The organism is Pseudomonas sp. ERMR1:02 (genome assembly GCF_002277815.1).
Taxonomy (GTDB): domain Bacteria; phylum Pseudomonadota; class Gammaproteobacteria; order Pseudomonadales; family Pseudomonadaceae; genus Aquipseudomonas.
On record NZ_NKJI01000025.1, the window covers coordinates 1 to 21,665 of the forward strand.

The 21,665-nt window shown below is 57.4% G+C and carries 11 protein-coding genes and 7 pseudogenes; 13 read left to right on the plus strand and 5 right to left on the minus strand.

Going from position 1 to position 21,665, the window contains the following annotated elements; all coding sequences use genetic code 11:
- The first annotated feature begins 28 nt into the window (after positions 1-28).
- The 4 genes and pseudogenes from CES87_RS28410 to CES87_RS28425 all read left to right on the plus strand — a co-directional run bounded on the left by CES87_RS28410 (position 29) and on the right by CES87_RS28425 (position 3,722).
- Positions 29-727, plus strand: coding sequence for an ABC transporter permease (locus CES87_RS28410; RefSeq protein WP_128608718.1), 699 nt, complete (start codon positions 29-31; stop codon positions 725-727).
- 9 nt (positions 728-736) lie between these two features.
- Positions 737-1,843 (plus strand): annotated as a pseudogene (locus CES87_RS28415) (succinylglutamate desuccinylase/aspartoacylase family protein).
- 18 nt (positions 1,844-1,861) lie between these two features.
- Positions 1,862-2,624: pseudogene (locus tag CES87_RS28420) on the plus strand (ABC transporter ATP-binding protein).
- Positions 2,625-2,816: 192 nt separating this feature from the next.
- Positions 2,817-3,722, plus strand: a pseudogene (locus CES87_RS28425) (MurR/RpiR family transcriptional regulator).
- A gap of 857 nt (positions 3,723-4,579) precedes the next feature.
- Here CES87_RS28425 and CES87_RS28435 read toward each other — a convergent pair.
- Complete coding sequence (locus tag CES87_RS28435) at positions 4,580-5,236, minus strand: trypsin-like peptidase domain-containing protein (protein ID WP_128608720.1); 657 nt, start codon at positions 5,234-5,236, stop codon at positions 4,580-4,582.
- A 581-nt stretch (positions 5,237-5,817) separates the two neighbouring features.
- Between CES87_RS28435 and CES87_RS28440 the strand changes: the two genes are divergently transcribed.
- A complete protein-coding gene (locus CES87_RS28440) occupies positions 5,818-6,564 on the plus strand; it encodes a metallophosphoesterase (RefSeq protein ID WP_128608721.1) in 747 nt (248 codons plus the stop codon).
- 216 nt (positions 6,565-6,780) lie between these two features.
- The gene (locus CES87_RS28445; RefSeq protein ID WP_128608722.1) at positions 6,781-7,344 is read left to right on the plus strand and encodes a cupin domain-containing protein; all 564 of its coding nucleotides are present in this window, start codon (positions 6,781-6,783) and stop codon (positions 7,342-7,344) included.
- A gap of 15 nt (positions 7,345-7,359) precedes the next feature.
- Here CES87_RS28445 and CES87_RS28450 read toward each other — a convergent pair whose 3' ends face one another.
- Positions 7,360-8,556 carry a benzoate/H(+) symporter BenE family transporter gene (locus CES87_RS28450; protein WP_128608723.1) on the minus strand — a complete coding sequence of 399 codons (1,197 nt, stop codon included), beginning with the start codon at positions 8,554-8,556 and terminating at the stop codon, positions 7,360-7,362.
- Positions 8,557-8,905: 349 nt separating this feature from the next.
- Here CES87_RS28450 and CES87_RS28455 point away from each other — a divergent pair.
- Positions 8,906-10,293, plus strand: a pseudogene (locus tag CES87_RS28455) (PLP-dependent aminotransferase family protein).
- Positions 10,294-10,777: 484 nt separating this feature from the next.
- On the opposite strand, the pseudogene CES87_RS28460 reads toward CES87_RS28455, so the two are convergent.
- A pseudogene (locus CES87_RS28460) lies at positions 10,778-11,692 on the minus strand (AraC family transcriptional regulator N-terminal domain-containing protein).
- A gap of 208 nt (positions 11,693-11,900) precedes the next feature.
- Between CES87_RS28460 and CES87_RS28465 the strand changes: the two are divergent.
- Entirely contained in the window at positions 11,901-13,100 is a 1,200-nt protein-coding gene (locus CES87_RS28465) for an MFS transporter (RefSeq protein ID WP_128608724.1), read from the plus strand.
- A 39-nt stretch (positions 13,101-13,139) separates the two neighbouring features.
- Here the strand turns inward: CES87_RS28465 and CES87_RS28470 are convergent, their stop codons facing one another.
- Positions 13,140-14,072 carry an AraC family transcriptional regulator gene (locus CES87_RS28470; protein ID WP_128608725.1) on the minus strand — a complete coding sequence of 311 codons (933 nt, stop codon included), beginning with the start codon at positions 14,070-14,072 and terminating at the stop codon, positions 13,140-13,142.
- A gap of 396 nt (positions 14,073-14,468) precedes the next feature.
- On the opposite strand from CES87_RS28470, the gene CES87_RS28475 reads away from it, so the two are divergent.
- From CES87_RS28475 to CES87_RS28490, 4 genes are all read left to right on the plus strand, one after another.
- Positions 14,469-15,818 carry an MFS transporter gene (locus CES87_RS28475; RefSeq protein ID WP_128608726.1) on the plus strand — a complete coding sequence of 450 codons (1,350 nt, stop codon included), beginning with the start codon at positions 14,469-14,471 and terminating at the stop codon, positions 15,816-15,818.
- 98 nt (positions 15,819-15,916) lie between these two features.
- On the plus strand, positions 15,917-16,609 hold the full coding sequence (locus tag CES87_RS28480) for a fumarylacetoacetate hydrolase family protein (protein WP_128608727.1): 693 nt from the start codon (positions 15,917-15,919) through the stop codon (positions 16,607-16,609).
- 43 nt (positions 16,610-16,652) lie between these two features.
- Complete coding sequence (locus CES87_RS28485) at positions 16,653-17,411, plus strand: SDR family oxidoreductase (RefSeq protein ID WP_128608728.1); 759 nt, start codon at positions 16,653-16,655, stop codon at positions 17,409-17,411.
- A gap of 33 nt (positions 17,412-17,444) precedes the next feature.
- A complete protein-coding gene (locus CES87_RS28490; protein WP_128608729.1) occupies positions 17,445-18,401 on the plus strand; it encodes a 2-hydroxyacid dehydrogenase in 957 nt (318 codons plus the stop codon).
- Positions 18,402-18,853: 452 nt separating this feature from the next.
- Here the strand turns inward: CES87_RS28490 and CES87_RS28500 are convergent.
- Positions 18,854-19,776: pseudogene (locus CES87_RS28500) on the minus strand (LysR substrate-binding domain-containing protein).
- Positions 19,777-20,330: 554 nt separating this feature from the next.
- Between CES87_RS28500 and CES87_RS28505 the strand changes: the two are divergent.
- Positions 20,331-21,654, plus strand: a pseudogene (locus CES87_RS28505) (MFS family transporter).
- Positions 21,655-21,665 lie beyond the last annotated feature (11 nt).

A 21,665-nucleotide genomic window follows, 5' to 3' on the forward strand; every position in this document is an offset into this window, starting at 1 on the left:
CCGCCGAACTGTAACCGGGAGCCCACCCATGATTCTCGACTACAACCTGATCTGGGAAAACCTGCCGCTGTATTTCAATGGCGCATTGGTGACCTTGAAAGTGCTGCTGATTTCCCTGGCCGCTGGACTGGTGCTGGCGATTCCCTTGGCGCTGATGCGCGTATCCCGGTCACCGCTGATCAACTTCCCGGCCTGGCTCTACACCTACGTGATTCGCGGTACACCGATGCTGGTGCAATTGTTCCTGATTTATTACGGGTTGGCGCAGTTCGAAGCGGTACGCCAAAGCGCGCTCTGGCCTTACCTGTCCAGTGCAACCTTTTGTGCCTGCCTGGCCTTCGCGATCAACACCAGTGCCTACAGCGCGGAACTGCTGGCTGGCAGTCTGAAGTCCACGTCCCACGGCGAGATCGAAGCCGCCAAAGCCATGGGCATGTCGCGCATTACCTTGTACCGCCGCATTCTCCTGCCCTCCGCCTTGCGCCGGGCACTGCCGCAGTACAGCAACGAAGTACTGATGATGCTGCAGACCACCAGCCTGGCGTCGATCGTCACGCTGGTGGATATCACCGGTGCCGCGCGGACTGTCAGTTCGCGGTTCTACCTGCCGTTCGAGGCGTTCATCACTGCCGGCCTTATCTACCTGGCCATGACCTTCATCCTGGTTCGTCTGTTCAAGCTGGCCGAGCGCCGCTGGCTGGCCTATCTGGCACCGCGCAAGCACTAAGGAGCTGCTATGGAGCACATTCAATACCTCTTGCCGTGGAGTGCTCGGGCACGGAACGCAAGCTTGCACTGTTTCGTTTGGCAGCGGCCCGCGCAAGGCCTATATCCAGGCCTCCCTGCATGCCGACGAACTACCGGGGATGCGCGTCGCCGTCGAACTCAAGCGCCGTCTGCAAGAGCTGGAAGAACAAGGCGCCTGACCGGGGTGATCGAATTGGTGCCGATGGCCAATCCGATCGGTATCGCACAGATGTTCCAGGCCACCCATCAAGGTCGTTTCGAGTTCTCCAGCGGGAAGAATTTCAACCGCGATTTCCCGGAGCTCGTCGAAGCCGTAGTGCCGATGCTGGAAGGTCGCCTGGGAGACGATGCCGACACCAATATCGCGCTGATCCGCCGCGCCATGGGCGATGCCCTCGCCCACATGCCGGCACCGACATCGGAACTCGACGGCTTGCGGCGCCTGTTGATGCAGCATGCTTGTGATGCCGATGTGGTGCTGGACCTGCACTGCGATTTCGAGTCGATCATGTTGCTGTATGCCATGCCGCAAAACTGGCCGCGCTTGCGCTCCTTGGCCGCCGTCTTGGCGCTGGCGTTGCCTTGCTGGCGGAGGCCGCCGGAGGCAACGCCTTCGATGAAGCCTGCGCAATTCCCTGGCTGCAGCTGGCCGAGCGTTTTCCTCAAGCCAATATTCCGCTGGCGTGTGTCGCCACCACAATCGAATTGCGCGGCATGGTGACACCGAACGCGAGCAATGCGTCGATAGCGCGCAGGCCATTCTCGGCTATCTCGCCGAGCAAGGCCTGATCAGCGGTGACTGGCCTGCCGCGCCACCGAGCCGTTGTGAAGCGACACCGTTCGCCGGCGCGCAGTACGCCTATGCGCCGCACCCGGGTGTGGTGAGTTTTCTGCAACCGTTGGGCGCCCACGTCAAGGTCGGCGATCCGCTGTTCGAAGTGTTTGATCCGCAGACCGATCAGCACAGCGTGGTGCACGCCAGCACCGACGGCATCCTTTATGCCGCGAACGTCTGCGCTTTGCCCAGCCCGGTTTGTGGCTGGCCAAAGTGGCCGGCAGCACCCCTATCCGCCAAGGCCGCTTGCTCAGCGACTGATTCCAGAGAGTTGAAACCATGTACAAACTTGAAATTCAGGACCTGCACAAGAGCTACGGCACCCACGAAGTGCTCAAGGGCGTATCCCTGGAAGCGAAAGCCGGTGACGTCATCAGCATCATCGGCTCCAGCGGTTCCGGCAAAAGCACCTTCCTGCGTTGCATCAACCTGCTGGAACAGCCCAACGCCGGCAATATCGTGCTCAACGGTGAGCAGCTCAAGCTGGTGACCAACAAACTCGGCGGACTCAAGGCGGCCGAACCCAAGCAGCTGCAACGCATGCGTTCGCGGCTGTCGATGGTGTTTCAGCACTTCAATCTCTGGTCGCACATGAGTGCCCTGGAAAACGTCATGGAAGCGCCGGTGCATGTGCTGGGCATCAACAAGAAACAAGCGCGGGAAAAAGCCGAGCACTACCTGAACAAAGTCGGCGTGGCGCACCGCATGGACGCCTGGCCGGCGCATATGTCGGGCGGTGAGCAACAGCGTGTGGCTATTGCCCGCGCACTGGCCATGGAACCTGAAGTGATGCTGTTCGATGAGCCCACTTCCGCACTCGACCCGAGCTGGTCGGCGAGGTGCTTAAAGTCATGCAGGATCTGGCACTCGAAGGTCGCACCATGGTGGTCGTGACCACGAAATGGGCTTTGCCCGCGAGGTGTCGAACCAGCTTGTGTTTTTGCATAAAGGCCAGGTCGAAGAGCGAGGCGACCCGCGTGAAGTGTTGGTCAAACCGCAGTCCGAACGCCTCCAGCAGTTTCTGTCCGGCAGCTTGAAATAATCATACACTCCAGCAAACTTATCCCCCCGCGCAAAATCCTGTGGGAGCGTGCGGGCGGCGTTCCGACTTGCCCGCGAAGCGAACACCGCGATTTTCAGGCATTGCGCGTTATCGTTCTTCGCGGGCAAGCCTCGCTCCTACAGGCATTAAGGCCAGCGCCATCTCTAACCCTCAGGAAGTGTTGAACCGGATATGCCGACTCCCTCGAATAACACCACGGTCTATGCCGCGCCGGTGATGCGCAAACTGGCGCAAATCGCTCCCGAATTACAACCTTCACTGCGCAAGGTGGCGGATTTTATCTTGCGTCACCCGCTCAGGGCCGCGACGCTGACGATCGAAGAAATGGCCATGAAACATCCACTTCGCCTGCAGCGGTCAATCGTCTGGCCAAGGCTCTGAACCTGGGTGGCTATACTGGCATGAAGGCCGAGCTGGTCGCGACGTTGCAGCAAATGGTGTCGCCGGTCGACAAGCTTCGCAACGAACTGGCCCATCGTCCTGGCGGCGCATTTGGCCTGCATGAGCAAATCCAGAGCGCCACCAGCAACCTCGCCACGGCGGCAACCAATAACCATGCAGACACCTTTGAGGCTTTCATCACCTGCCTGACCAAAGCTCGCAAAATTTACATCCTGGGCTTTGGCAACAGCGTCTACTTCGCTGGCCTCGCCGCCTCAACCCTGATGCCGTTCTGTGCGGACGCCACGGCCATCAGCATGGAGGGAGGCAACGAAAACGCCGCATACCGCCTGGCTGCCATCACCGATCAGGACGTATTGCTGGCGATCTCCCTGCCACGCTATTCCCTCGACACCCTGCAACTCGCACGTTTTGCCAACGAGCGCGGCGCCTCGGTGCTGGCAATCACCGACTCACCCGCATCGCCTCTGACCGGCATTGCCGAACACGTGCTGTTTGCCCCCGCCGACCATCCGGTAATGACCAGTTCCAACATTGCCGTGCTCGCATTGATCGAGGGATGGTGCGGGCGTGATGGCTCGCAATAAAGAAGCCGTCAAGCTGGCGACCGAACTGACCGAGAGTGTGATGTCTTATCTGCATATTCCCTCCAGCGGTAAATTGCCGAAGAAGTGATGGTTCATTCTTAAGGTGTGATGGGACGGTGTGCATATCCATTGCTCCGGTAATGCCGGCTTATGGTTCCGCCCTTACGGCGGGTCACTTTGAAAAGCGCAAAGTAACCAAACGCTCTCGCCCTGACGTACGGTGCCTCGCCTAGGCTCGGCATGCCCTCGCTCCGGTCCTGCTCCGTGGGCCCGCCGCGATCGGCCATCCTTGGCCGTGCGCGGCTAACCCGGCATCCATGCCGGGTTGCCCACTGCGCAGAACCTCCACTCGGCCTTCCGACGGGGCAGATCAAGATCAAAATCAAGAGCCAGAGCAGAACCAGAGCCAGAGCCAGAGCCAGAGCCAGAGCCAGAGCCAGAGCCAGAGCCACAGCAGAAGCGATTTCGGCGTTTACACAACGGTGTGGAAAACACGCGTACCTGTAGGAGCCGGCTTGCTGGCGAAGGCGGCGTATCAGGCACTGCATGGTTAACTGGACGGCCGTTTTCGCCGGCAAGCCGGCTCCTACAGGGGGACGCGTACCTACCTCAACCAGGTCGGCTGTCAGGCCGCCTCGCGCGCGTTTGATTTGGCTTTTGATCTTCTTGCCACATCGAGAGGCCGAGTGCAGGTTCTGCGCAGTGGGCAACCCGGCATGGATGCCGGGTTAGCCGCGCTGGGCCAAGGATGGCCCATCGCGGCGGGCCCACGGAGCAGGACCGGAGCGAGGGCATGCCGAGCCACAGCGAGGCACCGAACGAAAGGGGCAAGAGCCCTTGGTTACTTGGGGCTCTTCCAAGTGACCCGCTGTAAGAGCGGAACCATAAGTGGCCGTTACCGCAGCAATGGATATACACCCAATCCATATCCACGACAGCTAAACGTTACTTCGCCACATATTTCCTGCCGTGCGGATCGTTAAGCTTTGCCTGCAACATCCCCCACTCACGCTGAATGATCGAGTAAGGGACAAAGATGCTGATCCTCTCAGCTCCCTTTACGCCGGAGTTAATGCTCACATCGTTCAGTGTGGTTGAGTAGAAACCGATATTGATGCCAACAACACTGCCGTCATTGGCGATGACCGGCCCACCCGACATTCCCTTGACCAGCGGGGCATCATGGATGCCATAGAGATCACCGCTGTGTTCATCGGCATTGATGAAAGGCGTTTGATACACCTTGCCTTTCCCGGTGGTGGCCACGAGGTAAGGACTGACTCCCACGGCAGTTATACTCTCGCCCACGCGCGGTGCGCGCCATGATGGGTAATGACCGCTGGCCTTGTGCTGGATGAAGACAAGATCGCAGAGTGTGCTGCAGCTATATATCACGTTGGGAATGAACGGAGTGTGGCGGGTGGTGACGGCGTAGTCATCGTTCCATTGCGTGGCCGAGGCCATGTAAAGATACGGCACAGGAAAGCCAGAGAAGACTAAAAAGTATGAATCATTAACAGCGCCCGAAAAGTCGGGCTTTACGATGCCGTTGCATCCTGCAGTTACAACTCCTATTAAAAAGTAGGCCATGATCTTGATCATGATGTATCCCGACTTATAGGAAGAATGTGACTGTTTTGGTTATCAGTATTTTTTATTTTGTGAGGATGCAGTACACCTCGCTCTTTGATTTAGTTGAACGCCTTGTTACTTATGGCTCAAGTTCAATACCGCGCATGAATAAATCGCGCTAAGGCCAATCGCTTTTTATTCAACCTGAAGAGTGCAAAATATTTGGCGCCAGAAAAACGTTAAAAGCGAGAATATACCAGTAACAACTAAGTAAAAGAGGACAGCGGTATTCCTGGAAAAGTCGGCGATACCAGGAAGTTTAGTTTGGATCCAATTATCTCACCCATTTACGTTAAAGCGCTGACCACAAGGTACTTTCACATTTTTAGAGTTTGGAATTGGAACGCTGTACGACTGCCAAAGTTGACACCCCCAACTACCTACTGCCGGTGAGCGGCGCGCGAGACAAAGCTATGCCAGAATTTAAGGGAACACCTGTGCAATGAACCACTGATGGCGAATATGGCAACTACCATGCAGCCCTTGCTGATGCTGAGCCGGTCATCGCCAAAGCAATAACCTGACCGCCTTCTGCCGCGCCGGAGGATCCGATGTACGAAACTACCGAGGTGTCGCGCGTGAAGCATTTCGCCGCGAATACGGCTGGCCGGGATTTCGCGGTCGGCGACATTCATGGCCACTTCACCCGGCTACAGACTGCGCTGGATGCGGCCGGTTTCGATCCTGCTGTTGACCGCCTGTTCAGCGTCGGTGATCTGGTTGACCGGGGGCCTGAGTCCCTGGATGTCGATGAATGGCTACTGCACAAGCCCTGGTTCCATGCAGTGCGTGGCAACCATGAGCAGATGACTGTTGATTCGCACGCCGCCGGCCGCACCAGCAATCAACGCGCCATGCACTTCATCAATGGTGGTGGGTGGTTCTACGGGATATCCAGCATCGAGCAAGACTTCTACGCCAGCATCCTGGAGAACCTGCCTCTGGTGATCGAAGTCGAGACCGCACAGGGCCTGATCGGCATCGTGCACGCCGACGTTCCGTGCGCAAGCTGGGGAGAAATGATTACCGCGCTTTCTGGATCGGCGATGGAGGCCGACCACGTTGCCGCCATACTTCAGTGGTCACGCAAGCGCCTGACCGACGAAAACCGCGCTGGCGTTAATGGTGTGCGAGCCGTAATCGTGGGCCATACGCCACTCAGGCAGCCGGCCATACTCGGGAATGTCTACCACATCGACACCGCAGGCTGGATGGACGGGTATTTCACGCTGCTGGATCTCGCCACGCTGCAATGCTTCCCGCCAATCGACCCCGCGCTCGATTACAACCGGGATTAAGCACCTTCTGCCGCCATGTGAGGAATCGACCGAGCTGTCGCGCCAAGCCCTACACTGAATCATGGACAACGACATCCAGATCAGCGGATCAGCCTGGTTCACCACAGGACAAGGACAAGCCATGGCGGCTTCAGCAACGACGTTATTTGTCCTTAATTAAATGCAGCGAGCGGAGCGCTATACCCTCCTCTCGCTGCCCTCTTTGACGACCGCCCGTTGAGTAATCCAGATGAAATAAGAAGAATCGTGACCGGCCGCGACGAACAGGGTAACTCTGTGTTCGTTTCAGACGACTTTGCCCCAAGAGCCCAGTCCTTTGCCTCGATTCCGGGGCAAGCGATGGCCCAGCTATGGTCGACCCCCGCCTCTCCTGCGCTCGTCGAAAAAGGACGCGATCCAACCCTTGATCACGCTTCGCTGATTCCTCCACCGGGAGGTACAAGCATTGCCATGTTTGATTTTCCACCGGACACCGTCATGCAGAATCTCGTCGATGGCGCCCAGGCCTTTGGCGAACTGAGTGCAGCACTGCCTGGCTTGATCGAAAGCTTCGAACCGGACCATCCGGGCATGCACACCACCGCCACCATTGATTACGGAATCATTCTGGAAGGTGAAATGTGGCTAGAGCTCGATAACGGTGAGAGTCGCCTCGTCAAGGCGGGCGATATCGTGATTCAAAATGGCACACGACACGCGTGGCGAAACAAAAGTGACCGGATTGCCCGGGCACTGTTTGTGATGATCGGTGCGCCACTTCCCGAGAGACAGGCTGTGTAGTTTTTAATTATTCATTTATCGTCCAACGAGGGCGGCGGCTTTGCTTTCCCGGGTGTAGGTCAATACGAAGTGCGCCACGAGGCCGAAGATCAAACCCCAAAACGCAGCGGCCAAACCGAGGAAGCTCATGCCCGACGCCGTCACCAGGAAGGTAATCAGCGCCGATTCCCGTTGTTTTTCGTCTGCCATGGCGCCGGTCAGCCCGGCGCTGATTGCACCGAACAAGGCCAGGCCGGCAAGGGAGGCAATCAACTCTTTGGGCAGCGCGGAAAACACCGAAGCCAGGGTCGCGCCGAAGGTGCCCATCAGAATGTAGAACGCCCCGCAGGCGATCCCGGCGATGTAGCGTTTGTCGCGCTCTTCGTGGGCTTCGCGGCCGGTGCAGATCGCCGCTGTAATCGCTGCCAGGTTAAAGCCGTGAGAGCCGAACGGCGCCATCAGGATCGAGCCGATCGCGGTGACCGAAATGATCGAGCGTGCCGGGGTGTTGTAACCCGAGGTGCGCAACACCGCCATACCCGGCACGTACTGACCAGTCAGGGTCACCAGCGCCAGTGGCAGGCCGATGTTGATGATCGCGTGCCAGCTCCACTCGGGGGCAATGAAGACCGGATGGGCCACGGCGATGGTGATCGAGCCGCTGTTGAGTTCACCGAACGAGGCGGCCACCGCACAGCCGACAATCAGTACCGAGAGAATCGCGTAGCGCGGCGAAAAGCGTTTGAAGATCAGGTAGGTCGCGATCATCGACAGCACCAGTTCCGGTTGCAGCTTGATCGAAGTGAACAACTCGGCGCCGAAGCGGAACAGAATGCCCGCGAGCATCGCGGCGGCGATGGCTTTGGGCAGGCGGCTCATCAGTTTGTCGAACGCCCCGGACAAACCGACCACGGCGATGATCACCGACGCCACTACATAGGCGCCGATGGCCTGGGGCAAAGTAACGGTGGGCAACATCGACACCAGCAATGCCGCACCCGGCGTCGACCACGCGGTGATCACCGGAACTCGCAGGCGCCAGCTCAGGAACAAGCCGGTAATACCGCTGCCAATGGAAATGGCCCAGATCCACGAAGACACCACGTCGTTGGGCAGGTGCGCTTCCTTGGCTGCCTGAAACACGATGATTAAGGGGCCGGCGTAGGAAATGATCACGGCAATAAAGCCCGCGATAACGGCTGACAGGGATAGATCCTTTCTGAGTGTGTCCATGGTGTCTCGACTTGGCGCAACAGAGTCGCGCAGTGAACAGGGGAGGATTGAGTCGATTGATTCGATGCGATATGAGTGTATTTGAAAGAATTGAGTTGATTCAATAGATGACAGGGTTGTTACGAGATGTTTTTTTGCTAGCAGTGACAGCTTTTTGCGGATAATACGTTTAATTCATTGATTTATAAGGTTATTATTTTTCTGAAAAATCTCCTGCTTGGACATTGAATATCGACTCAATCAACGAATCAATCGAATCAATTTCTCGATTAGGTCGATTTATTAGTCGCCTAACCTCCATGTGATATGCTCGGATATTCATCATTTCTACGATGGGCAGCGATCATTCATGTGGGTTCCCCAGCTAAGCGAGTTCAACCAGCCGATGTATTTGTCGATTGCCGATGCGTTGGCGCGCGATATAAGCAACGGCGTGTTGAATGAAGGCGATCGCCTGCCGACCCTGCGGGAGCTGGCCACTACCCTGAATGTAACGCCGGGCACTATCAGCCGGGCCTATAGCGAAGCCCACCGACGTCGCCTGGTGCAGGGGAAGTGGGACGCGGCACTTATGTGCTCAACCAGAAGCAGCTCGAACTGCCGGCGAGCAACAGCACCGCGCCACTCAATCTGGGGCAATCCGAGTTACTCGATCTTTCGATCATCAAGCCCTACAGCGAAACCCTGGAGTACTGGTTGCGCGGCGCTCTGGTGGGGATGGCCAAAAGCACCGATTTCGCCCGAGCCCTGGATTACGCGCCGGACGGCGGTCACCCGGCGCATCGCGAGGCGGGCGCGCAGTGGTTACGCCATTCGTTGCCCGATGCGCAATGGCAGCAAGTGGTGATCACCGCCGGGGCCCAGCATGGTTTGATGGTCGCGATGAGTGCCCTGACCAACGCCGGTGACCTGGTGCTCTGCGAAGCGCTTTGCTACCCCGGCATTATTTCCCTGGCCCACGGTCTCGAGCGCCGCCTGCGTGGCGTACCCATGGACGACGAAGGGATCATTCCCGAAGCGTTGCGCGAACTGTGCGAGCGAGAGAAACCGGCGATGCTGGTTTGCGTGGCGACCTGCCAGAACCCGACAGCGGCGATCATGTCGCAAAAGCGCCGGGCCCAAATTGCGGCACTGGCCGAAGAATTCGACTTCATCATCCTCGACGATGATATTTATGGCTTCCTCGCCACCGACCCGTCAATCAAGCCGCTGTCGGCATTTGCGCCGGACCGTTCGGTGTACCTGACCAGCTTGTCGAAATCGGTCATGCCGGCGCTGCGCGTCGGTTATATCTATAGCCCGCCAAAACTGCTGTCACGCCTGACCTCGATGGTGCGCAGCAGCGTCTGGATGCCGTCGCCGTTGACCGCGCAACTGGCCAGCAATGTGATAACCGAAGGCCTGGACAAAAAACTGATCCGCATCCAGCGCAACGAAGCCGCGGGGCGGCAAGCGATTGCCCGGGAAATCTTCGCCAATTTCGAGCTCAAGACCCAGCCCTATTCGTACCACATCTGGTTGACGCTGCCCGAGCCATGGACCAGCGACGAGTTCACCATGCTCGCCCGGGCCAACGGTGTGCTGGTACTCAGCGGCACCCAGTTCCAGGCTGAACGCTCCGGGATTACCCGTTGTGTGCGACTGGTGTTGATGTCGCCCACGAGCCAGGACGAACTGCGTTTCGCCCTGACCAAACTGGCCAGCCTGATCGATTCCGACCCGCGACGGTACTACTGAGCCGCCGCAGGGCCGCTGGATCCCGTCGCAGAGTTGAGTCCCCTGATCAGCGCCAAAAAAGCTCAAAGCGTTTCCTTTGACGTCGGGCAGCTACCCGTCAATACCGATGGTATTCCTGACCTCCGTGGTCACCTCCATAGTAGCGATCATGGTCACGTCCGTGTCCATCACGGTAAGGCCAGCAGCCGCCAAGTAGAACGGTTGCAGATATCACCAGAACCAATACAGTTGTGCGTTTCATTTGATCATCTCCGGACAGGCTAAACCTGAAGCTGTAAACGTTTGATTGCGCCTAATTTGAGATGGTTCAAACAGTCCCTTTACCCGGTGCCGATCGGAATTTTTAACGCCTGCTTTTATGCGTCAGCACTCTCCCCTACGCCCAACGGCAACCAGTAGGCGGCAGAGATCACCGCCCAGCGCCGCACCGATATCCTCGATATGAAGCCATCATCAATCGCCTCTCATGTACGGATTGATGTTGCTACCCCTGCCCTCGCAACACCGCAATATCCTCTTGGGGGTACGCCAAACAGCCGACTGTATTCGCGACTGAACTGAGACGGGCTTTCATATCCGACCTTGAAAGCCGCACTGGATACGTCCTGGTGTTCATTGAGCATCAATCGCCTTGCCTCATTCAGTCGCAGCCACTTTTGGTACTGCAAGGGGCTCATTGCGGTGAGTTGGCGGAAGTGGTGGTGAAAGGTCGGGGTGCTCATCTGCACTCGGGCCGCAAGATCATCGACGCGAAGCGCCGAGGTGTAATTCAACTTCAGCCAATCGATGGCTTTGGCGATCCGATAACCTTGGCCATCGACAGAAGTTATTTGTCGAAGCCGGCTCGCCTGATCACTCTGCAAGAGACGGTAGTGAATCTCGCGCTGGATCAAAGGGGCGAGAACTGGAATGGACTCCGGCTCATCGAGCAGTGCCAATAGGCGCTCAAATGAGGCCAGCATTGCCGGGGTCACTGAACCAATTCCTACCCCTTCGCAATTGAACGATCACGGGTGGGCGGCAGATCACTTTGCGCTATCAGCTCAGCCAGCATGCGCAGATCGAGTTTCAACGTCAGCCCCAGGCATGGCTGCACCGGGCTTGCCGACAGCACTTGTGAATTGGCAGGCAAGTCCAATGAGGTGATCAGAAATCGCGAGGTGTCATACAGGTAGCCCTCGCCCCCCACCCAGAGCTGCTTCTCACCACGGGCGACGAGAATGATGCTTGGCTCAACCATGCAGACGATGGGCGGCGCTGGATGTTCGCGCCTGAAAAAGCCGAGGCCAGCAATGGCCGTTCCATAATCACCTGGTTTCGAGATCTGCGCGCCGATGATCTGCGCAAGCCTTTCTTGTGGCGACGCCTGTTGAGGAGCTGTGTCGGGGTTGTTCGTCATATTCGTCTTGTACCTCTTCACTGAACTCTAACTCGCCAGCTCCCGAGCGTCCTGCAAAAAAACGGAGAGTCATAGAATCAGGCAAGTAATCCAGCGCAATGCACTACAGAGAGCCTTGGTAGACCGGGAAAATGTCCATCCGACAAATCCTTTGAGGTCTTCGCCATGCTTGTACAAGCCCATGCCGGCCCAATACAGAATTCAAACAATGACTGATCACACCATCCCAGTGCCCCATAAATCATGGGGTGCCATATTCGCCATGTCGCTCGCCGCCTTCGTGCTTGTGGCATCGGAGTTCATGCCCGTCAGCCTGCTGACGCCAATTGCCGCCGATCTGCATATCACCGAAGGACAAGCCGGTCAGGGTATTTCCGTTTCGGGGCTGTTTGCCTTATTCACCAGCCTTCTTATTCCGCAGGTGGCGACGCGGGTTGACCGTAAACCGCTACTTCTTTCACTGACGCTGTTGATGATCCTTTCCGGAACAGTGGCCGCGTTCGCACCGAACTACGGGGTATTCATGATCGGGCGCGCGCTGATCGGTGTTGCGATTGGTGGCTTCTGGTCACTGTCGGCGGCAACCGCCATGCGCCTTGTGCCTGATAACCAGGTCACACGTGCCATGGCAATCGTCAACGGCGGCAACGCTTTGGCGACTGTCATTGCAGCACCATTGGGCAGCTTTCTCGGTGCCTTGATTGGCTGGCGCGGTGCATTCTTGTGCGTCATCCCGGTCGCGACAGTTGCTTGTGTATGGCTGTCTGTAAGCCTTCCACCGATGAAATCGCAAAGCGGTTCAGGCACTGGAAACGTCTTCAGGTTGATGAAAAGCGTACCGGTCGCGTTAGGCATGGTGGCGGTCAGTGTGTTTTTCATGGGCCAGTTCATGCTGTTTACCTATTTGCGCCCGTTTCTTGAAACGGTCACGCACGTCAGTGTCTCCATGCTGTCGTTGATGTTGCTCGTCCTGGGTCTTGCGGGCCTCGCGGGAACCTTCCTGATTGAAGCGTTGTTGAAAAATGGCCTGCATCGAACCCTCATCGCCATCCCGATCTTGATGGCGGTGATTGCACTGGCACTGGTTTCATTCGGTAGCTCGGCGGCCACCACGACTGTCTTGCTGGGCTTCTGGGGACTGGTTGCGACTGCAGCGCCCGTGGGATGGTGGACATGGCTGGCGAGAACGTTGCCAGACTCTGCTGAAGCGGGAGGCGGCTTAATGGTGGCGATCGTCCAACTGGCAATCGCCTCTGGGGCAACCGTTGGTGGGCTGGTCTTTGACTTTAGCGGCTATCGAGCGACCTTCGAGTTGAGCGCCATCTTGCTGGGTGTGGCGGCCTTTCTTGCCTTCTTGGCTGCTCGCGCAGCATCGCGGGAGTCACTTGCAGTGGCGATGCCCTTCTGAGCGCCGTCGAGTTTGCGCTGCAATGTAAGCGATGAACAATCACGTGTTGGACGGCGATTGCGGCGTATCAGGATTGAGTTGCTGACGCCTGAATTGCCCTGGAGGCTGGCCGTGGATCTGGCGGAAGCGTCGCGAAAAATAGGCCTCGTCGGCGAAGCCACACAATCTCGCCACTTCCCCCACCGGCCGCGTTCCATTGAGTAAATAATTGCGTGCCGCGTGCATCCTGCGCTCGAGCACCAGTTCAGTGAAAGTCTTGCCGATTTCCTTGCGCAACCAGTGCGTCAGGTACGTCGGTGACAGGTACGTCGCAGCGGCAACCTTGATCAGGTTGAGGTCGGGGTCGGCGATGTTCTTGCGCAAGTATTCCGACATCCTGCTCAGTGCGTCGCGTCGGCTGACTTCAGCGGCGTTCTCTTCGGCCAACCGTTTCAGCGGCTCGGCATACAGGGCACAGACGCTCCCCACCAATTGCAGCAGCAAGCCCTTGAGCATCTCCCGGGTACCGAACTGACGGTTTTCATCGAGCATGCGCATCTGTTCGATCAGGGCACAGACTTTGCTGAAATCTTCATCGGCCAGAATGAAATCCAGATGCTCCTGAAAGCGGAACGGCGACAACTCCGGCGCCAGCAGAATCGAGACTTCCTCCAGATCCATCGGATCGCACTGCAAGTGCGGTAGCAGAAAGGTCTGGGAAAAATTGATCACCATGAAATTGCTGTCGGCCGGATGCGGAATCACGTGCACGCGATGCGGCAGGATGAAGGCCAGCGTGTTGCGCGGAAACGGGCGTTCGACGTTGCCAATGTGCTGCACCGTATCGCCACCGAGGTTGATCTGGATCTGGAAATACTCGTGGCGATGGGGACTGGTTTCGGCACGCCGGCCCTTTTTGTCGCGAATGTAGAAGTCCGTCAATTCGCTGCGTTGCTGCATGACGTAGGTGGGCACTCGATCGGGTGACGACATCTCCTGAGGATCCTCGGCGGGTACATGGACAGGTTGTCATCACGCTGAGATGCAGGCGGCGACGTGGATGATTGTGTAGGCGTATACGACAGAATCTAACACGTCATAGGATGACATCAAAAATCAGAAAATTAATTGTATCCGTGTGTGCTACATCGTCTGTCCAAAAAACATGAACCAGTGCAAATACATTTAATCGCTAATAATCAAACACTTAAAAACATTACTGATCAAAACTCCGATAACGGATTGATTTGATTTTTCTTGGACACCTGCATTAATCGCTGTTTTAAATAGAAAAAACGATCTAACGCCTGCGTTGATTTTGAAAGGTTGTACGACCACTGTGACAGACATGCAGCCCGACCCTTCCAAAAACAATCAAAAGGTCTCCTCATGTCGAACTCGCAAACCTCCCCGTCCACCGCGCCGTCGGTGAGCGTCGGCGCCCAGGACGCCGCACTGTCCCAGCGCCTGCCGACACGTCGGCGCTGGTTCATGCTGTCATTGCTGCTGATTGCGACCATCATCAACTACATCGACCGCGTGAACATCTCGATTGCCGCACCGTTCATGGCCAAGGATCTGGGCCTGGACAAGATCGAAATGGGCCTGATTTTTTCCGCATTTGCCTGGACTTACGCGCTGGCATTGGTACCCGCCGGGTTCATCGCCGATCGTTTCGGTTCCCGGTTCACCTACGGGGTGTCGCTGATCAGTTGGTCGACGGTCACCGTGTGCCAGGGCTTTGCCACAGGATTCGCTTCGCTGTTCGGACTGCGCCTGGCCGTCGGTGCCATGGAAGCTCCAGCGTTTCCGGCCAACAGCCGCGCGGTCACGGTGTGGTTCCCGGCCCGCGAACGGGGCCTGGCCAGCAGCATTTACGTGTGCGGCCAATATCTGGGCACCGCGCTGTTTACCGGCGCGCTGCTGTGGCTAGCGACGACCTATGACTGGCGCCATGTGTTCTACAGCACCGGGATTCTCGGGATTGTATTCGGTGTGATCTGGCTGTGCCTGTACCGCGATCCGCTGAGTTGCAAGAACGTCAGCCCGGAAGAATTGAAGTACATCGAAGCCGGCGGCGGACTGGTCAAGAGCAGTCAGGAACGCACCAAGTTCAACTGGCGGCAGATCGCCGAGCTGTTCAGCTATCGGCAGATCTGGGCAATTTGCATCGGCAAGTTTGCCAGCACCTCGGCGCTGTATTTCTTCCTGACCTGGTTCCCGACGTACCTGATCGAGGAACGCAAGCTGACCATGATCAAGGCCGGGATCTTCGCGGTACTGCCGTTCGTGGGTGCAACGGTCGGCATTCTGCTGGCCGGCATCGTCTCCGACTTGCTGATACGCCGTGGTTACTCAATGTCCTTCGCTCGCAAGTTGCCATTGGTGGTCGGATCGATGCTGGGTATGTCGATTGTTCTGGTGAATTTCACCGACTCGAACGTGATCTGCATTGCCGTGCTGACCATTGCCTTCTTCGCCCAGGGAATCGCTTCGTCGTCGTGGGCGGCGGTGTCAGAAGTTGCGCCCAAGGAACTGATCGGCCTTACCGGCGGGATCACCAGCCTGGCCGCCAACATCGGCGGGATCGTCACCCCGATTGTGATTGGCGGCATCGTCCACGCGACAGGCTCGTTTGCCTACGCCTTCTGGTTCATTGGCGGCGTGGCGTTGATAGGTACCTTGTCCTATTCGTTGCTGCTCGGTCGCTTGTACCGCATCGAACTCAAGCCGCGCTGAGCCAAAAAACCGTTTTTCTCCAACACAAGGCGGCTTTCGTCCAACTTTGCAAAAGATTGCCGCCGTACGCTGACGCTTCAAACAGGACGACTACAAAAATGACGATGACCGAGTACGTGTTTACCCCGGATCTGCCCGTGACCTTGCCGGTTGCCGGCAGCCAGCAGCGCTTTCCCGTTGGCCGGGTATTTTGCGTCGGCCGCAACTACCCTTGGCCAGACACCCAAGGCCAGTCCCGCCAGCCGCCAGTGTTCTTCATGAAACCGGCGAGCAACGTGGTGGATGCGGCGGGTGAAGTGACTTTCCCACCGTTGACCGAAGAGTTTGTCCACGAAGTCGAATTGGTCGTGGCCATCGGTGAAGGCGGCGCCAATATTCCGCAGAGTCAGGCGCTGGCCTATGTCTGGGGCTATGCCGTCGGTCTTGATCTGACCCGTCGTGATGTCCAGCGCTCGGCCAAAAGCAATGGCTTGCCGTGGGAAGGTGCCAAGGTGTTCGACGGCGCCGCGCCAATGACCGCCATTGTGCCGGTGACTCGTGCAGGACACCCGGACGGCGATTTGTGGCTGAACGTCAACGGTGAGGAGCGCCAGCGCGACAGCCTCGACAGCCAGATCTGGTCGGTCAGTGAAATCATCAGCCGCATCTCGCAATCGGTAGCGCTCCGGGCGGGTGACTTGATCATGACCGGCAGCCCCGCAGGCGTCGATGCGCTGCAACCGGGCGACATCATTAACGCCGGGATCGACCGCATCGGCCAACTGGAAATGCGCGTCGGTCAGCGACCTTGAACCCGGCATACGCTCTCGTGAATTGAAAAAAGGAGATAACAACATGTCCAGTCCTTTGAAAGTGGCCCTGGTCACCGGCGCCGGTAGCGGAATCGGCCGCGCCGTGGCCCTGGCTCTGATGGCCGACGGATTTACCCTGGTATTGGCCGGACGTCGGCCGGAGCCATTGCAGGCCTTGGTCGAATTGGCGCTCAGCGAAGGACATGAAGCGTTGGCGGTGCCCACTGATGTGCGCGACCCGGCCAGTGTCGATGCGCTGTTTGCCACCATCTCGGAGGTGTATGGCCGCCTGGACGTGGTGTTCAACAACGCCGGGGTCAACGCCCCCGCCGTGCCGCTGGATGAGCTGACGTTCGAGCAATGGCGAAACGTGATCGACACCAACCTCAACGGCGTTTTCCTATGCGCCCGTGGTGCCTTCGGACTGATGCGCCGGCAACAGCCACAGGGCGGACGCATCATCAATAACGGCTCGATCTCGGCGCATACACCCAGGCCGTTCAGCAGCGCCTACACCGCCAGCAAACACGCGGTGCTGGGCCTGACCAAATCCTTGGCCCTGGACGGTCGAGAATTCAACATCGCCTGCAGTCAGATCGACATCGGCAACGCCCTCACCGAAATGTCGGTGCGCATGACCAAAGGCGTGCGCCAGGCCAACGGCACCATCGCCGTGGAGCCAATGGTGGACGTCAAGCATGTGGCCGATGCCGTGCGCTACATCGCCGGTCTGCCGCTGGAGGCGAACGTCCTGAACATGACCGTCATGGCCAGCGCCATGCCGTTTGCCGGTCGCGGTTAAACCGGCCTTTTTATTCCGTTACGCGAGGTTTACATGAAGCCAGAAGTCTTGCAGCTCAGCCCGATCCTGATCCCTGAAATCAACGCGCGGCTCGATGAGCTGTTTACCGTCAGACGTTACTTCCAGCAGGCCGACAAGCCAGCTTACTTGCAGGAACACGGCGCGAACATTCGCGGGGTGATCACCGGCGGGCATACCGGTATCAGCCAGGCGCTGATGGAGCAGCTACCGAAACTGGAAGTGGTGGCGGTCAACGGCGTGGGTACCGATGCGGTGGATCTGGCTTACGCCAGGGATCGCGGGATTCGCGTGACCGCAACCATCGGCGCGCTCACCGAAGATGTCGCCGACCTGGCCATCGGCTTGTTGATTGCCGTGTGCCGCGGGCTGTGCACCAGTGATCGTTACGTGCGCTCGGGGCAGTGGCCGCACAGCCCGACGCCGTTGGCCCCGTTGCCGTTGGCGCGTCAGGTGTCCGGCATGCGCATCGGCATCGTCGGCATGGGCAGGGTGGGTCGTGCCGTGGCAACCCGCGCCGCCGCATTCGGCTGCCCGATCAGTTACACCGATCTGCAGCCGATGAGCGATGTGAACCACACGTTCATCGCCGATCTGAAGCAGTTGGCCAGCAACAGTGATGCGCTGATTCTCGCGGCCGCTGCCGACAAGGCTGAAGCCATCATCAATGCCCAGGTGCTGCAAGCGTTGGGCACAGGTGGGTATCTGATCAATGTAGCGCGAGGCAAGCTGGTCAACGAGGTCGACCTGGTGTCTGCACTTGCTGCCGGTGAGATCGCAGGTGCGGCGCTGGATGTATTTGTCGATGAGCCGAACGTGCCCGAAGCGCTGTTTGGTAACGAGAACGTGGTGCTGCAGCCCCATCGCGCGAGTGCAACGCTGCAGACCCGCACGCGGATGGGCGAGATGGTGGTGGCAAGCCTGGTGGACAGTTTCGCCGGGAAGATACCCCAGGGCTGTGTGACTGACTGAGTGTTGGCCACCCTGGGAAGTAGCGATCCCTCGGAAGTGGAAAAGCCATTGCGCGTGAGGTCGACAAGGTAAATCACAGTGGGCGCTTGATGCTTTGATCGTCACCTTTGGGTCCAGGCTGTGTGAAAACTCATGCGCCGTTTTGAAGTCCGCGTTACTACGTAAAATCTGCCAGCGGTTGGTTATCAGCAGGCCGTAAGTTTGCGTAGGAACGCGATTTTTCCGCCATCTGAGCAATACTGGAATCGAGGGAGACATCTGGAATGCAGATTTGCGTTGAATTTTCCAAGACTGACTTTTGATGTGCCCAGAGACGTGCATCGCAAAGCAATCCGGGGATGAGCACGAGCGGCAAGCTGTTGAAAGACAACGGTGGGTTCCCTCAAAGGTTCGTGGTCAAAGATTGGTCGTTGTGACTTGGGGACTTACTGACGGGTCGATGTTTTGATTGCTCAAAGCATGTGCCCTGCCCAGATTTTGCGACTTACCAGGTCGGCGGCAATCTCGATGAACGCATCCCCAACAAATTTTGCAGCCGGACTAACTCGCCTGTCCGCGGGAAAGACCTGGACCAATTTACGCATGGGAGTGGGGTCGACCAAAGGCGCAGCACTGAGCAAGCCAGATTCGATTTGCGCGTAAATCGATGCCAATGGCAAAGCGGTCAAACCAAAGCCATTGCGGACCAGGTCGATCATCGCGCCGAAAGAGTCAGCTTCAACGCTGGTCTTTAGCTTGATTCCTACTTCACGCGCACAATTGTCCAGAATGACGCGAAGACTGTGTCGAGCGCTGGGCAATACCAATTGTTGGTCCGCCAAAGATTCGAAAGACACTGGCGTATCAATGCGCAGGTCAGCGCTGGCGGGACCAACCAGCAGCAGGTTTTCCATCATCACCGGCACGATTCGAAGCGTATGTAGCGGTTGCGGGTCATAAGAAATCGCAAGCTCCAATTCGCCACGCTGAACCCAATCCAGCAGGTAACCGCTGAAGGCCGAGGAAAATCTGATGGCTAGATTCGGGTGTTCTTCCTTGATTTTTCGAACCAACGGAACAGTGACAATTTCCGCTACCGTCGGCGTTGTACCGATTACCACTGTGCCCCGAAAAGAAGACTTCCCGCCCACAACCGAACTTCGAATGGATTCCATCTCTTCCATGATTCGGTGGCATGCGCCAACACTTCACGGCCGGCATCGGTGATTTCCATGCCTCGACCATGCCGATCAAAGAGGTAGGTTCCGAGTTCTTTTTCCAGCAAACGAATTTGTCTGCTCAAGGCCGGTTGTGCAATGTGAAGGCGGTCAGAGGCCTTGCTGAGACTGCCAAGCTCGGCAACATGGATCAGTGTTTTGAGTTGAACGACATCCATTAGCGGGCCAGTCGAATCGGGCTCGGCGCGAAATGCGTCGAAACTAGTGTGAGTGTAAACGCATTAGCGTCACCGGGAATGCCACATTCCCCCGTTGCGTAGGACATGCAGGCTTGTGAGCAGGCTGTGTACCTTGCCCCGCCGGGGCTGCGAGGCAAGCTATAAAATTTCGGTATATCAGTTAGGCCTGGCTGACGGCTTATTACCCTCGTGACTCTGCGGTAGCGTGCAATCAACGTCGACGCCAAGAGCTGATCGACTGACTACAAGAATAAGATTCGAGGGCTTGCGCCATGACTTACTTCATTTCTCGTGACCTGACCGACCCGCCTTACACGCTCAGCGAACAGCTGACCTCTCGCGTACATCCCCCCTCTTCATGTGCCTTGGCCAACACAGGATTACAGCCGCTGCGTTAAGCAGATCAACACATCGAGCTAGCAACGTCGGACACGCATCAGCGTGCGCCTCGTATCGTCTTGCCTTGAAAAAGGGTGAACTAAATGTTCGCATCAACCAGCGACTCAACAATCCACACTGCAAAGGCCGATCAGATGAAAAGTCCGAATCGCGTCAGAGCAATCATGGGTGCCTGTTCGGGTAATCTTGTGGAGTGGTACGACTTTTTCATTTACGCCTACACCGCCATCTACTTCGCGGCTTCGTTTTTTCCCAAAGGTGACACCACGAGCCAACTGCTCGCTACAGCCGGCGTTTTTGCCGTCGGTTTTTTCATGCGTCCTCTCGGTGGCTGGATTTTCGGCTGGATCGCTGATACTCGCGGCCGAAAAGTGTCGATGATTATCTCGGTGTTCATGATGTGCGCCGGCTCCCTGCTGATTGCCGTCATGCCAACCTATGAAACCATCGGTGTGGCTGCGCCGGTTTGCTCGTGGTAGCCCGACTGATTCAGGGCCTGTCCGTAGGCGCCGAGTACGGCACAGGTGCCACCTACATCAGTGAAATCGCGACACCTGGTCGTCGTTGTTTTTATGGATCGTTCCAGTACTTCACCATCATCGCAGGTCAGCTTCTTGCCCTGATGACCGTGGTCATACTTCAACAAACGCTTACCGGCGAGGAACTGCGCGAATGGGGCTGGAGAATTCCGTTTTTCATCGGTGCCCTGAGTTCTATCGTGGTCGTGTATTTGCGCCGCGCGATGCATGAAACCGCCACCAAAAAAGACATGAACCGTAAAGATGCCGGTTCGCTGCGCGGCATGTTCAAACATAAACGCGCAGTGGCACTGGTGGTAGCGTTTACCATTGGCGGTTCGCTTACTTCTACACCTTCACTACCTACATGCAGAAATTCCTGGTGATCTCTGCGGGGTTTAGCCCGGAAACAGTGAGCTTCATCATGACGGCGGCACTGGTTGGCTTTATGTTCTGCCAGCCAATCTTTGGTCTGCTCGCCGACCGTATCGGGATCAAGGCTCACATGTTGATGTTTTCCGGATTGGCCATGCTGATGGTGATCCCTCTGCTCTATTCACTGCAATCAGTCAGCAGTCCGTTTACAGCGTTCCTGTTGGTATTTGGCGGTTTGGCTATCGCGTCGCTGTATACCCCGATTGCCGGTATCGTCAAAGCTGAACTGTTTCCGCCAGCGGTTCGAGCATTGGGAGTGGGCTTTCCTTATGCCGTCGGTAACGCGGCGTTCGGCGGCACCGCCGAGTACGTCGCCTTGTCGCTTCGCTCACAGGGGATTGAGGAATATTTCTTCTTCTACGTCGCGGCCGTAGTAACCATTACTTTCATCGCCGCAATGCTGATGCCGAACCTGTCCCGCTATGGTTACATCAGCGGATCTGGTGAGATCGAAGAGCGCACCGGGCTGAGGGACCGCGTCAAATCACAGGCTGCCGGGATCTGAATCACGGACGA